Origin of the sequence: Chitinophaga parva (assembly GCF_003071345.1) — a bacterium.
In the GTDB taxonomy this organism is placed as follows: domain Bacteria; phylum Bacteroidota; class Bacteroidia; order Chitinophagales; family Chitinophagaceae; genus Chitinophaga; species Chitinophaga parva.
In genome coordinates, this window is sequence record NZ_QCYK01000002.1 from 1,474,929 (window position 1) to 1,488,965 (window position 14,037).

The window sequence follows — 14,037 nt, forward strand, 5'->3', positions numbered from 1 at the left end:
CTCCTGCTAAAGAAGGCGCGCATTTATTGCGGGCCTTTTTTATTAAATGCCGGCAGCACAAATTTTGCGATCAGTTCATCTGCCGGTGATTTGGAATTAAAATTTGCGCCGGTGGTCACCACTACCAGGTCCAGGCTGCGGAATACGTAGATCTTCTGGCCACCATTGCCCTGGGCTGCAAAGCTGTAATAGCGCGTGTTCCCCGCGTCCAGGTACTTGAGCCACCAGAAGTAACCATACGGTATATTTTGCACAACGGAGTGCGGGGCGGTGGATTCCCTGACCCAAGCTGCCGGTAGGAGCTGCTTACCTTTCCTCCGCCCGTTTTGCAAAAACAGTTGCCCGAACTTGGCCATGTCCCTGGGCGTCAGGAATACCTGGCAGTAGTTATTTTCATTGGATGGGTCCGGGCGGAAATCCCACCGGAAGTCCTGGATCTGTAAGGGCGCAAAAAGATTTTTAGCGGCATAGGTGGACAAAGGCATGCCTGCTTTTTGCTGGATGATATAACCCACAGTAATAGGATTGCCGGAGTTGTGACGGCCCACGGTGCCCGGTGTGTCAACCCACCTGTTGATTGCCATTGTTCAGGAACACATCTTTTGCGGCCGGCCGCAGTGGGTACTTGGCTTTGCCCAGGATGGCGTACAGCAGCGTGTCCCACGGCGATGCGGCAATATCCAGCGTGCTGCCACCAGCTGCCTCATAACGGCCTTTAAAATCCTTTAGCTGCGCATACGTAGTGTGGTAGCGGCTTTGGGCGAAAAGCGGCGCTGCCGGCAAAAGGGTGAGCACCAGTGTGAAAAGTATTTTATGCAGCATGATGGGCGGGATGTTTAACGGTGTAGGAAAAATAGGTATTTTAATGTTATTTACGCAATCCGTGATACGATTTGCACATTTCTTCCTTCCTGCACCGCTTCCGCTTTATTTTTAACGCTATGACGAGGACGCGCATCATTCTGTTTGCTTTACTGCTGACCACCGGCAGCGCCGGTGCACAAACCTATAAGAATGCCAAAGCGCCGGTACCCGCCAGGGTAAAGGACCTGCTGCAACGCATGACCCTGGAGGAAAAGGTAGGACAGCTCAATACTCTGCTGGGTTGGGAAATGTATGAAAAGCATGGCGATGCAGTAACAGTGAGTGAAGCATTCAGGCAGATAGAGACCAAGCGTTACATCGGCAGCTTCTGGGCTACCCTGCGTGCAGACCCGTGGACGAAGAAGACCCTGGAAACAGGCCTGTCGCCCCGCCAGTCTGCCATGGCCACCAACGCATTGCAACGTTACATGATGGAACATAGCCGCCTGGGCATCCCGTTGCTGCTGGCGGAGGAATGCCCGCATGGGCACATGGCCATTGGCACTACGGTGTTTCCTACATCCATTGGTCAGGCCAGCACCTGGGATACGGCGCTCATACATGACATGGCCAGTACCATTGCAGCAGAGGCGCGCGCACAGGGTGCCCACATTGGTTACGGGCCGGTGCTGGACCTGGTGCGGGAGCCCCGCTGGTCGCGCGTGGAGGAAACCTACGGGGAAGATCCATACCTGATCGGCCAGATGGGGGTGGCCATGGTAAAGGGTTTCCAGGGTACGGGCATTAACAGCGGTCACAATGTGATCTCCACCCTCAAACACTTCACCGCTTACGGCTCGCCGGAAGGAGGCCACAATGGCGGCATTGCGCTTACCGGCCCGCGTGACCTGCAGATGTCATACCTCCCTCCATTCCGCGCAGCGGTAAAAGCCGGTGCCCTGTCTGTCATGGCGTCTTACAATGCTATTGATGGCATTCCCTGCAGCAGCAACGGCTATTTGCTCAAAGATGTGCTGGTAAAGGACTGGGGCTTCAAAGGCTTTACAGTATCCGACCTGGGCGGTATTCCCGGGGTAAGGTCCAACCACCACGTGGCGCCGGATCTGGAAACTGCCGCTGCCTTGAGCATCAATGCCGGCCTGGATGCAGACCTGGGCGGGGAAGCATATGGAGATGCCCTGATAAAAGCGGTAAAGGATAAGCGTGTATCCATGACCGTTATAGACAGCGCTGTAGCCCACGTGCTGCGGCTCAAGTTTGAAATGGGCCTGTTTGAACATCCTTATGTAGATACTGCCGCCGTGGAGCAGATCGTGGGAACAGCCGCCAGCCGGGCATTGGCGCGCAGGGTAGCCCTGGAGTCCATTGTGCTGCTGAAGAATGACAACCAGTTGCTGCCCCTGTCCAAATCCATCCGCCACCTGGCGGTGATAGGCCCCAATGCAGACAATATTTACAACCAGTTGGGCGATTACACCGCACCCCAGCCGGACGATAAGGTCGTGACCGTACTGGAAGGCATTAAAGCGAAGATAAACGGGGAAGTCACTTACGTAAAAGGCTGTGCCATCCGTGACACTACCACGGGCAACATAGATGCGGCAGTAGCTGCCGCAAACAATGCTGACGCAGTAGTGCTGGTGCTGGGTGGTTCCAGTGCCCGTGATTTCAAAACATCGTACCAGGCCACCGGCGCTGCGGAAGTGAATGCAAACGCCGTAAGCGATATGGAAAGCGGGGAGGGGTACGACCGCGTCAGCCTGGACCTGATGGGCCTACAAAATAAACTGATGGAAAGCCTGGTGGCTACCGGCAAACCGGTGATCCTGGTGCTGATAGAAGGACGCCCGCTGAACATTAACTGGGCCGCGGCGCATGTACCGGCCATCCTCAATGCCTGGTATCCCGGCCAGGAAGGGGGCAATGCCATTGCAGACGTGCTTTTCGGGGACTACAATCCCGCCGGCCGCCTGCCCATTTCCATCCCGCGCTCCGTGGGCCAGCTACCGGTATATTACAATTACAAAAGCGCCTCCCGTCACGACTACGTGGAAATGGATGCCAGGCCATTGTATGCCTTTGGCTACGGTCTTAGCTATACGAAATTTACTTACAGTGACCTGCGCACCACGGTAAAGGGCAAGAACGTGGAGATAACGTACACACTGAAAAACACAGGCAGCGTAGCCGGTGATGAGGTAACGCAACTTTACCTGCAAGATGATTACAGCTCCGTGGTAACACCCGTGCAGCAGCTCAAAAGGTTCCGGCGCATTCGCCTGCAGCCTGGTGAGCAGCAGGAGATCCGCTTTACTTTAACCCCGGAAGACCTGCAGCTGCTCAATGCACAAATGCAATGGGTAGTGGAACCGGGCAGCTTTACCGTGATGGTGGGCGGCGCCAGCGATGCGATACAACTGAAGGGCAGTTTTACGTTGTGATCTTGCCCCGCGTGGTCATGGCGGGTATAAAATAATTTCATCCGCGCCTGCTTTCCCTGTAATTTTAGGCGATTGATCAAGGTGGAAGTTATGTACACGAAGCAGGAAATTTCCCGGCAGAAACAGGCCTTCTGGACGGCTTTTGGAAAATATATGAAACCCATTCTCTCCGCGGATGGGGAAATGATAAGCTGGTCGAACTACAAGACCCGGGTGCCCGGCATCAGCTTTAAACTGGATGCAGACCATAAAACCGCCAGTGTCATAGTAGAGATCTCCGCCACAGATGCGGGTTTGCAGCAGCGCCTGTATCAGCACCTCCTGGGCCAGCGCCCCATCCTGGTGGAAGCCCTGGGCGGGGAAGACTGGCAATGGCAGCCTCGAACCATGGATGAATACGGGCGCCCCGTAAGCCGCGTGCGCAAAGACCTGCCGGGCGTGTCTGTGATGCGCACGGAAGACTGGCCGGCCATCATTTCCTTTTTTAAACCCCGGATCATAGGGCTGGATGAATATTGGAGCATGGCCAGGTTCAGTTTCCAGTCAATGTTATAACCGCTGTATTTTTTCTATATTCGTTGGTATCAGAAGCTAAAAATTATGAAAAGATTTTCCGTCCTTATTCTGCTGCTTGTTTCCTTTGCCGGCTATGCCCAGAATACGATCAACAACTACAAATATGTGCTGGTGCCGGAGCGCTTTGGTTTTTCCAAAGAGCCGGACCAATACGGCCTGAACACCCAATCCCTGGCCTTGCTGGGCAAGAAAGGTTTTACGGCTTACAGTGACAATGGTAACCTGCCCCAGGAAATTGCGGGCAACCGCTGCCAGGCACTCACCGCAGACGTGGTGCAGAAAAAGGGCATGTTTGTGACCAACCTTACCCTTCTTCTCAAAGATTGCCAGGGTAATATCGTGTTCAAAGGTAAAGAAGGTAAAAGCTGGGAAAAAGAATACGTAGTAGCCTTTAACCAGGCGCTGGCCGAGGCTTTCAAGTCGCTGGACGAAACGCCCTACAGCTATGTGGGGCCTTCCGGTACACCTGCCCCGCAGACGGTAGCCGCAACCACCCAGGCTGCAACAGCATCCGTGCAAGCCGCACCTGCGGCAGCACAACCTGCGGCTGCTATGGTAGCGGCGGGTGCTCCCGCTGCAACAGCAGCAGCCAGTACACCGGCAGCTGCCAATGCAGGCAGCGTGCTATATGCGCAGGCCACTGCCACCGGTTTCCAGCTGATCGATACGTCTCCGAAGATCGTACTCACGTTACTGAAAACCTCGCAGCCGGACCTGTTCATTGCAGACGGCAATGGCGCACATGGCATCGTGCTGAAAACCGGTGGCAACTGGTACTTTGAATCTTACAAAGAAGGCCAGTACACCAAAGAACCCTTGCAGATCAAATTCTAAATAGCACATCAGTTGGGGGTACCGCTGCGGAAGAACCAGGAAGCTGGTACCGGCTGCGGCTTACCCCCATCCTGGCTATACAACAGTTGCAGGTCGGCCCCGCCACCTATGTTCATATAATCCAGTACAAACGGGTGTAACCCCCCGCCCAGGGCTATCTGCCCACTTTTTTCCTCTGCGGAATGCCCGCCATCATTATCCACCACTACACGGTCTGCGATCTTCAGCACACTGCCGTCATCAGACAAAAGGAAAAAGCTGTAAATGCCGGTGGCAGGCACTTTCAGGTAACCGTGGAACAGTAATGCATAAGACTCCGGCATGCCGGCTGGCAGTGCCACGTTTGTGAGCACCATGGTGGTATCTGCATTTCCTTTTATCAACTTGGTGGTGTTGAACGCGCCCGGTATGCGCTGCACCTGGAGGCCGGGCTGCAGTTGGGCGAATGTAGCCACCGGCGCGGCATAGGCCTGTTGTTCAAACGTGATGGTCTTAATATCACCCCGGCGGCCTTTTGGGGTGAATGCGGCCACGCGTACCGTGCGGTTACTGTTGATCCGCAAAGGTTTGGTGAGGGCTGGGGAAGATGCGGTAGGAAAGCCCTGTTCTGTATACCGCAGCGTAAGTTGTGGTGCGGGTGAGGCAAGAAAGAAGGTGGCAGTATCTACAAACACCCGGTGCTCACTGGCCTCTGGCAGGTCTTGCAGGCGGTAATGCACGCCCATGTTCTCCAGGCGGGGATAGTGCGCTTCCAGGCGTTGCAGGTAAGACGCATACAGGTCTTTGCGGCTCCAGGCAGATTCTGCAAGGGCGGTCATGCGCGGCATCAGCAGGTAGTCTGCCCTGTTTTCCGTGGGTACCCTTTCCGTCCACAGGTTGGCCTGCAGGCCCATGATCTGCCGCTGCTGCGTGGCATTCATGTGGTAAATGGTATCATTCGGATCGTAGTGGTACACCGCGCTCAGGCTATATCTGTCTGGCAGGGCGTCAAAATAAAGCGGCCCATCCGCGGTCATTACCAGCTTGTTGCCATTGCTGGCGGCTTTCAGCGGCGCCATCCTGGCCCAGGTGCGCCAGAACATTACGGTGGCGGTGCTGTCTATACCACCTTCCACGATCTCGTCCCAGCCCAGGAGGGTCTTGCCTTTTTCATGGAACAAGGTCTCCATCTGGTCAATGAACCAGGATTGCAGTTGGGCCGTGTTGGTAAGTCCATGCGTTTTCATGAACTGCTGGCACAGTGCAGACTTTTCCCATTCGCTCCTTTCCACTTCGTCTCCGCCAATGTGGATGTACTTGGAGGGAAAGAGGGCGGCAACTTCGGCAAACACATTGCGGGCAAAGGCCAGCACCGTGTCTTTGCAGGGGCAGATGGGCGTGGAGAAGCTCTCCCGCCAGTCCCTGGCCTGGCCGCTGCAGGTAAGTTCGGGGTACTGGAGAATGGCGGCCATCATGTGGCCGGGCATGTCTATTTCAGGGATCACCTCAATATGGCGGGCGGCGGCGTATTGAATGAAAGCTTTCATTTCTGCCTGGGTATAGTAGCCGCCATACTGCGTATGTCCGTTCACGTGACGCAGGTGGCTGGGATCTATTTCCAGGTCGGGGTTGCCGGTTTGCGCAGCCAGTTTCATGCAGGCAGAGTCCTGGTCGTTGAACGTACGCCAGCCGCTCAACGTGGTCAGTTTGGGGTATTTTTTTATTTCAATGCGCCAGCCCTGGTCGTCTGTGAGGTGGAGGTGCAGCTTGTTGAATTTATACAAAGCCATCATGTCCACGAAGCGCCGCAGGTAGCGCATGGAAAAGAAGTGGCGGGATACGTCCAGCATCATGCCACGCCAGGCGTACACCGGCTGGTCCCGGATGTGGGCGGCGGGCAGGGGAATGTCTTTCCCATGGCCGTTTTCCACGGATGCAGGCATCAGCTGTCGCAGGGTCTGCACTGCGTAGAACATGCCGGCTGCCTGGTGGGCGGAGAGGGTGATGCGTTTTTCACTTACGGTTACCTGGTAGCTTTCCGGTGCGGTGAGGGCGGCATCGTCCTGCAGCACAATATCTGTGGCAGTGGTGCTGGCGCCGGCGCTGGTAATGGGTGCCGCGGTGGGGCCCAGGTATTTGCGCAGCAACTGCTGCAGGGCGCGGGCTTCGCCGGTGAAGGTACCTGCGGGAACAATAATACGGGAATGTGCATCTACGTGGGCCGTACCGCTGGCAGCTTCCAGGCTGGAGGGCCAGGGAATGAGCGGATAACGGGGGTGGTTGTTAGTAGTAATAGATTGGGCGCTGGTGCCGGCACCTGTGGCCAGCAGCATCAGCAGCAATAAATTTTTCCTCATGTGTGGTTGAAATTTCCTAAGCTTGGTCCATTGGACGTAAGATAACAGAAAATAAACACTATTTTATTATATTGTGGTGCAACCACCGTATATGTTTTACGTATACGTTTATTACTATCAAACGCACACCAAACAATGAGTGTGGATACGGATTTCGTCGGGAAAGTAACATTTACAAGGTTATACGCGGCACATTTTCAAACCTTTGCCTTGCTGGCCATGCAATATGTAAAAGATATGCGTGTGGCGGAAGATATTGTACAGGATACATTCCTGAAATACTGGGAAGCCCCGTTCACCCTGGAAAATCCGCAGGCGTTGAAAACCTACTTTGGCCGTATCATCATCAACCGGTCCCTCAACCACCTGAAGCGGGAAAAGAACCTGCAGCGCCATCATGAGCTGATAGGCCAGGAGATCACAGAGCAGGATGTTTTTGAGCGGCTGCACGAAAGTGAGTTGCAGGTGATGGTGTACGGGGAAATAGAGCGGCTGCCGGAGCAGTGTAAAAAGGTGTTTAAAATGAACCGTTTTGATGGCCTCAAATACCGGGAAATAGCGGAGCAGCTGCAGCTCAGTGAACGTACCGTGGAAAACCACATTGCCCATGCGCTGAAAGTATTGCGCAAGAACCTCCTGGAAGAAAAAAGCTTTAAGGCAAACTTTGAAAAATATAAGTCCCTGTTATTGATATTAAGCATGCACTAGTAGCATTTTTACATTTCCGCCAGTTCCGTTACCTACTGCCGGTTAAAATATTTTCAAAAAAGCCGCTTTAATTTTTTTTAAATTGGACTAGGGGAGAACCTTCCGGCCATTTGTCTAATACCAAACCAAATCTAAATGGCCCTGGAGGATCAAGCGTTATTATTGATCGTACGGCACCTTAACACCCCTGAAGACGAGCACCTGTCCACCGCTGTAGAGAACTGGAGAGCACAGGCCCCTGGCAATGAGACCTATTACCGGGAGGTCTGTAAATTATGGCAAGCTTCGTCCGCGGCCAGTGTATTGCGTGACATCGATGTAGCTACGGCTGTAGCAAGATTAGAAGAAAAAATGTCCCCGCTGCCGGGCGCTGTACCCGGCATGTATGCTGCTTATGAGGCCGGCGCAGCCCGTTCCCGCAGGAAGCGCTGGGCCTGGAGCGCTGCCGCTGCTGTGGCCGCCCTGCTGGCAGTAGCAGGCGGGTACCGCCTTACCCGGAAGGGAACGGTGAAAATGTTGACCCGCGCCACGCACCAGCTCCGTGACTCCCTGCAGCTGAGCGATGGTTCTACGGTGTACCTGGATGTTAACACCACCCTGGCTTACCCTGAAAAATTTGTGGCAGACAACCGGAACATTGTATTGGAAAATGGAGACGCGTTCTTCAAAATTGCGCAGGACTCCATGCGACCCTTTACCGTAACGATGGACAGGACGGCGGTAAAAGTACTGGGCACCAGTTTTAATATTCACAAGGATACCACCCATATCGCTGTGGATGTGAAAACAGGCCGTGTCATGTTCCTGTCGGACAACCAGCCCATGGCCGTGCTGAACGCAGGTACCATAGCGCGTTACAACCTGCAAACAGATAGCATCATCACCTATAGCAATCAAAATCAGAACAGCGATGCATGGCTTACCGGTGAGCTCCGTTTTGTGGATGAACCTTTGAAAAAAGTGTTCGGCAAACTGGAAGATCATTACCATGTGCAGATAGACCTGGATACCAATCTTTCCAACCTCGGGAAATTAAACGCCACATTCAATAACAATAGCCTGGAAGAAGTGATCAAGTTGCTGGAACAGACGTACCCCATCCGGATAGAGCAGCAGGGGGACCGGTTAATCGTCAAGAACAAATAATCTCTATAAAATGCCAATCTAACTTGTAGCGTATGAACCAAAATCTTTACCGCAGGCGGGCCGTATGGCTTTGCCAAGTATCCCTATTGGGTATGTTGTTCTCGCTGAACCCGGGAGCACCACTTTTTGCCCGGCAGGCTCCCACATCGGAGAAGCTGGAACCTTACCTGAAGCAGCTGGAGAACACGTTCCATGTTGCCTTCATTTATGATGGATCGGAGATCAACAAAGACCTGGTGATCGCCATTAATTCCCGCCGCCGCAACTCCGGCAAGCTGGACGATGCTTTGCGCGACCTGCCTTCCCAGGCGGGCATTGAATACACCATTGTAGGGAATAATGTGATCCTCAAAAAGGCCACTATAGCGCCTAAAGCGGCAGATGACAACGTGGTGGTAAAGGGCCGCATTACTACCAGGGAAGGCAGTAATACAGTACCCCTGCCCGGTGTGAACGTAATGCTCAAAGGCACGCGTACCGGTACCACTACAAATGGTAATGGTGAATTTGCCATCAAAGTGCCGCAGAACGGTGTCCTGGTATTTTCCATGGTTGGCTACAAGTCTGTGGAGCGGGTGGTAAGCGGCAGCAATCCCGTATTCAACATTGAACTGCAGCAGGAAAGTAAGTCGCTCAGTGAAGTGGACGTAGTGGCCACGGGTTACCAGACCCTGGACCGCAAGCTCTTTACCGGCGCAGCTACCACGCTGAAAGGATCGGACGTGAAGCGCGATGGTATCACCGACGTAAGCCGCATGCTGGAAGGCCGCGTAGCCGGTGTATCTGTGCAGAACGTATCCGGTACGTTTGGTGCGGCGCCCAAGATCCGCGTGCGTGGCGCCACCTCTATCAACGGTGATAATAAACCGCTGTGGGTGGTAGACGGCGTGGTGCTGGAAGACGTGGTGAACATCTCCAACGAACAGCTTTCCACCGGCGACCCCAATACGCTGATCGGCTCTTCTGTAGCGGGTTTGAACCCTGACGACATTGAGAGCTTCGTGATCCTGAAAGACGCTGCCGCTACCGCGCAATACGGCGCCCGCGCCATGAACGGGGTGATCGTAGTGACCACCAAGAAAGGTAAGAACACCGCCGGTGTACCGAATATTTCTTACACCGGTAACTTCACTTCTTACCTGAAACCTTCTTACAGCAGCTACGACATCCTGAATTCTTCAGACCAGATGAACGTATACCTGGAGATGCTGAACAAAGGATGGCTGAACCACTCTTCAACGGCTAATAATGCCAATGGCGGCGTATTTACCAAGATGTACAATGAGATGTACGATTATGATACCGCTACCGGCAATTATAAGCTGAACAACAACATCCCCAGTGAAAAGGCTTTCCTGCAGCGCTATGCGGATGCCAACACCAACTGGTTTGATGTGCTGTTCAAAAATTCGCTGATGATGGAACACTCCCTGAGCGTGTCTTCCGGTTCTGAAAGATCACAGTTCTATGCATCCACCAGCTTTCTCCACGATAACGGCTGGAGCATCGGGGACAATGTAAAACGCTTTACCGGCAACCTGAGAGGTTCTTTCAAGATCAACGACCGTCTTTCATTTGAGTTACTCACACAAGCCTCCGTGCGTGACCAGATGGCACCCGGTACATTAGGCCGTTTGAGCAACCCGGTGTTTGGCCAGTACGACCGTGACTTTGACATCAATCCCTTCAGCTATGCGCTCAACACCAGCCGCGTACTGACGCCGTATGATGACCAGGGCAACCTGGAATATTTTACCCGCGACTACGCGCCGTTCAATATCATCCATGAGTTGCAGAACAATACACTGGGCCTTACCCAGATAGACTTTAAAGGACAGGGTGGGCTGAAATACAAGATCACCAAAACGCTGCAATACTCCTTCGATGGTTCTTACCGCTATGCTAAAACCAGCCAGGAACATAAGGTGACGGAAAACTCTAACCAGGCCGAGGCTTACCGCGCAGGTGTGGCAGAGCAGAACACCACCATTATGAATAACAACCGTTTCCTGTACCACAACCCGGACGATCCGAATGCGCTGCCGGTAACGGTACTGCCTTATGGTGGTTTTTATAACACGGTGGATGATAACATTACCAACTATTATTTCCGTAATGCGCTGGAGTGGAACACTTCTTTCCGCCAGGACCACCTGGTGAATGTGTATGCTGCACAGGAGCTGCGCTATATTAACCGCCAGCACAAAACCTTTGATGGTTACGGCTACCAGTTTGACCAGGGGGGCGTTCCCTTCATTGATCCCAACATCGTGAAGCAGAACGTGGAGTCCAACTTCAACTACTACAGCATGAACTATAACTACGAGCGTTATCTGAACTACCAGATGCGCGCGGCTTACTCCTACAAGGGTAAGTATAGCTTCAATGCCACCGGCCGTTATGATGGTTCTAACCTGCTGGGACAGTCCAAGACTGCCCGCTGGCTGCCCACCTGGAACGTGTCTGGTGCCTGGAATATTGACAACGAGAATTTCATGCAGCGCAATACCCGCCTGCTGCATGTACTGAGCAGCGCCAGGCTGCGTGCCACTTATGGCCTTACCGCCAGCATGGGCCCTGCTACCAACTCCAGCCTGTACCTGCAGGCGCATACCACAAACCGTCCTTATCTTTCTGAAAGGGAAACGGTGCTGTACATTGCCGGCCTGGAAAACTCAGAGCTGACCTTTGAAAAGCAGAAAGAACTGGACCTGGGCCTGGACCTGGGTTTCCTGGGAGACCGCATTACCCTTACCGCGGATTATTATGACCGCCGTGGTTTTGACCTGATCGGGCCTATCCGTACTTCCGGTATTGGCGGGGAAGAGACCAAGGTGGCCAACTACGCAGACATGCGCTCCAAAGGCCAGGAAGTTACCCTGGGCATTGCCATCATCAAGCAGAAGGACTGGAGCTGGAATACGCAGCTCACCTTTGCGCACAATAAGAACAAGATCACGAACCTGAAGAATCAGCCCAATATCTTTGACCTGGTAAAGCCTGATGGCGGTGCCCAGGAAGGATATGCACAACGCGGTCTTTTTTCCATTCCGTTTGTTGGCCTCGACCACCTGACCGGTATTCCCTATTTTACCAATGAAGACGGTACGCGCAGCACCAACGTGTACCTGCAGAGTGACGTGACCAAGTACCTCCATTACGAAGGCCCGGTGGATCCTACGTTTACCGGCGGTTACTATAACTCCGTGCGGTACAAGGCGCTCACTTTCTCTGCCCTGTTAACTTTCAGTGCAGGCAACAAGGTAAGGCTGAACCCCATTTTCAAAACCAGCTATACCGACCTGGATGCCATGTCCTCCATCTTCCTGAAACGCTGGGAAATGCCGGGTGATGAAGCGCACACCAACGTACCTTCCATCATCACACCCCGTGAATCCGGTAAGCTGGATGGCTACCCGTACAACAACTACAACTACTCTGATGCACGCGTGGCAGATGGTGGCTTCGTGAGACTGAAAACAGTGTCCCTGGGCTACATGATGCCGCCTACCCTGGTGCGCCGGGCGGGCCTGAAAACGGCATCCCTTACGCTGGTGGCTAACAACGTGTGGCTGATCTACGCGGATAAAAAGCTGAATGGCCAGGATCCTGAATTCTTTGGTGCCGGTGGTGTGGCATTGCCCATTCCGCGCCAATTCACATTATCGCTCAAGGTTGGACTCTAATACTGCATCTCATGAAATCAAAATATCTTCTCCTATCCGCCGCACTGCTACTGTCTGGCACCTCCTGTAAAAAATACCTGGAACAGGCGCCGGACCAGCGTACCCAACTGAACACGGTACAGAAAGTGGCCGAAATACTGGGCACTGCTTACACGCAGGCAGACTATGCCACTTTCACGGAGGCGGCATCAGACAACGCCGAAGACAAGGGCATCAACGTAGGTACCCTGGACCCCATGAACCAGGACGCCTATAACTGGACGGATGTGCGCAGCCGCGATGGCGGTTCGCCCACCGGCTTCTGGAATGCCAGCTACGCGGCCATTGCAGCGGCCAACGCGGCCCTGGACGCCATTGCCAAAGCAGCCGACCCCAAGCCCTACCAGCCTTACAAAGGCGAGGCGCTGGTGGCCCGCGCTTATGCCCATTTTATGCTGGCCATTTTATATGCCACCCCGTACGAACCGGGTGGCAAGAACACTGCGCCCGGCATTCCGTATGTGGTTACGCCTGAAAAAGTGGTATTTCAAAAATACGACCGCGGTACCGTGCAGGAAACCTATGACAAGATCGAAAAGGACCTGCTGGAAGGCCTGCCCCTGCTGCGCAACAGTGCTTACGCCGTACCCAAATACCATTTCAATACGGCTGCTGCTTATGCATTTGCCGCCCGCTTCTACCTGTTCAAGCACGAATATGACAAGGTAGTGGAATATGCAACGGCCGCCTTCCCGGGCAATAGCTTTGCTTCCAATATCCGCCCGTGGAACACAACATACTACAATGCATCTGCCAATGAAATGCAGATCATGTTCACCCAGGCTTCGCAGAATTCCAACCTGCTGCTCACAGAAGCCCCTTCCATCTGGGCGCGTAATAACTCCTTCTACCGCTATGGAATGGGTTATTACCTCAATGATGAATTGAGCACACAGATGGTAACAGGCACTAATTTCAGTGGTGAAAAAATGTACAGCTACGGCGGTGCCAACTTCACTTTGCTGAAATGGAATGAGCTGTTTGTACGTTCCAGCCCTAATGCGAACATCGGTATCCCGTATGCCATGATGATACAGTTCACCGCAGATGAGCTGCTGATGAACAGGGCAGAGGCCTATGCAAACCTCGGGCAGAATGACCTGGCTCTGGCAGACATCAACACTTTTGCCAGCACCCGCATCCGCAACTACAATCCGGCTACCCATGGGGTAACGCTGGCTAAGATCGAGGACTTCTATGGCATCAGTGATCCCAAGCAAGGACTGGTACAGACCATCCTGGACTTCAAGAAACGCGAGTTCATACAGGAAGGCCTGCGCTGGCTGGATATTATCCGCCTGAAACTGCCGGTGGTACACAATGTGAAGGCGCAGAACAATAGCGATACCTATGTAACGCTGCAGCCGGACGATCCCCGCCGCCTGTTCCAGCTGCCGGAAGAGGTTGCGCTTTCCAACGTGCCCTTAAACCCGAGATAACAATATC

Annotated in this window: 10 protein-coding genes; 7 read left to right on the forward strand and 3 right to left on the reverse strand. The window is 53.5% G+C overall.

Annotated elements, in window-relative coordinates; genetic code table 11:
* Nucleotides 1-23: 23 nt before the first annotated feature.
* On the reverse strand, nucleotides 24-584 hold the full coding sequence (locus tag DCC81_RS16315; RefSeq protein ID WP_108687659.1) for a serine hydrolase domain-containing protein: 561 nt from the start codon (nucleotides 582-584) through the stop codon (nucleotides 24-26).
* Nucleotides 562-822, reverse strand: a complete 261-nt coding sequence (locus tag DCC81_RS16320; protein ID WP_108687660.1) for a hypothetical protein — start codon at nucleotides 820-822, stop codon at nucleotides 562-564. The genes DCC81_RS16315 and DCC81_RS16320 overlap by 23 nt, the downstream gene beginning before the upstream one ends.
* Nucleotides 823-941: 119 nt before the next feature.
* On the opposite strand from DCC81_RS16320, the gene DCC81_RS16325 reads away from it, so the two are divergent.
* The 3 genes from DCC81_RS16325 to DCC81_RS16335 all read left to right on the forward strand — a co-directional run bounded on the left by DCC81_RS16325 (nucleotide 942) and on the right by DCC81_RS16335 (nucleotide 4,676).
* On the forward strand, nucleotides 942-3,266 hold the full coding sequence (locus DCC81_RS16325) for a glycoside hydrolase family 3 N-terminal domain-containing protein (RefSeq protein WP_108688282.1): 2,325 nt from the start codon (nucleotides 942-944) through the stop codon (nucleotides 3,264-3,266).
* A 90-nt stretch (nucleotides 3,267-3,356) separates the two neighbouring features.
* Entirely contained in the window at nucleotides 3,357-3,821 is a 465-nt protein-coding gene (locus tag DCC81_RS16330) for a DUF4268 domain-containing protein (protein WP_108687661.1), read from the forward strand.
* A gap of 45 nt (nucleotides 3,822-3,866) precedes the next feature.
* Nucleotides 3,867-4,676 carry a hypothetical protein gene (locus DCC81_RS16335; protein ID WP_108687662.1) on the forward strand — a complete coding sequence of 270 codons (810 nt, stop codon included), beginning with the start codon at nucleotides 3,867-3,869 and terminating at the stop codon, nucleotides 4,674-4,676.
* Nucleotides 4,677-4,684: 8 nt separating this feature from the next.
* Here DCC81_RS16335 and DCC81_RS16340 read toward each other — a convergent pair whose 3' ends face one another.
* A complete protein-coding gene (locus DCC81_RS16340; RefSeq protein WP_108687663.1) occupies nucleotides 4,685-7,012 on the reverse strand; it encodes a family 20 glycosylhydrolase in 2,328 nt (775 codons plus the stop codon).
* 135 nt (nucleotides 7,013-7,147) lie between these two features.
* On the opposite strand from DCC81_RS16340, the gene DCC81_RS16345 reads away from it, so the two are divergent.
* The 4 genes from DCC81_RS16345 to DCC81_RS16360 all read left to right on the forward strand — a co-directional run bounded on the left by DCC81_RS16345 (nucleotide 7,148) and on the right by DCC81_RS16360 (nucleotide 14,030).
* Nucleotides 7,148-7,720 (forward strand): RNA polymerase sigma-70 factor, encoded by a 573-nt coding sequence (locus DCC81_RS16345; protein ID WP_108687664.1) that lies wholly within the window; start codon nucleotides 7,148-7,150, stop codon nucleotides 7,718-7,720.
* A gap of 135 nt (nucleotides 7,721-7,855) precedes the next feature.
* Nucleotides 7,856-8,866: a FecR family protein gene (locus DCC81_RS16350; protein WP_108687665.1), complete on the forward strand. Its 1,011-nt coding sequence runs from the start codon at nucleotides 7,856-7,858 to the stop codon at nucleotides 8,864-8,866.
* A gap of 32 nt (nucleotides 8,867-8,898) precedes the next feature.
* Nucleotides 8,899-12,552 (forward strand): SusC/RagA family TonB-linked outer membrane protein, encoded by a 3,654-nt coding sequence (locus tag DCC81_RS16355; RefSeq protein ID WP_108687666.1) that lies wholly within the window; start codon nucleotides 8,899-8,901, stop codon nucleotides 12,550-12,552.
* An 11-nt stretch (nucleotides 12,553-12,563) separates the two neighbouring features.
* Entirely contained in the window at nucleotides 12,564-14,030 is a 1,467-nt protein-coding gene (locus DCC81_RS16360; protein ID WP_108687667.1) for a RagB/SusD family nutrient uptake outer membrane protein, read from the forward strand.
* The last annotated feature ends 7 nt before the right edge of the window (nucleotides 14,031-14,037 follow it).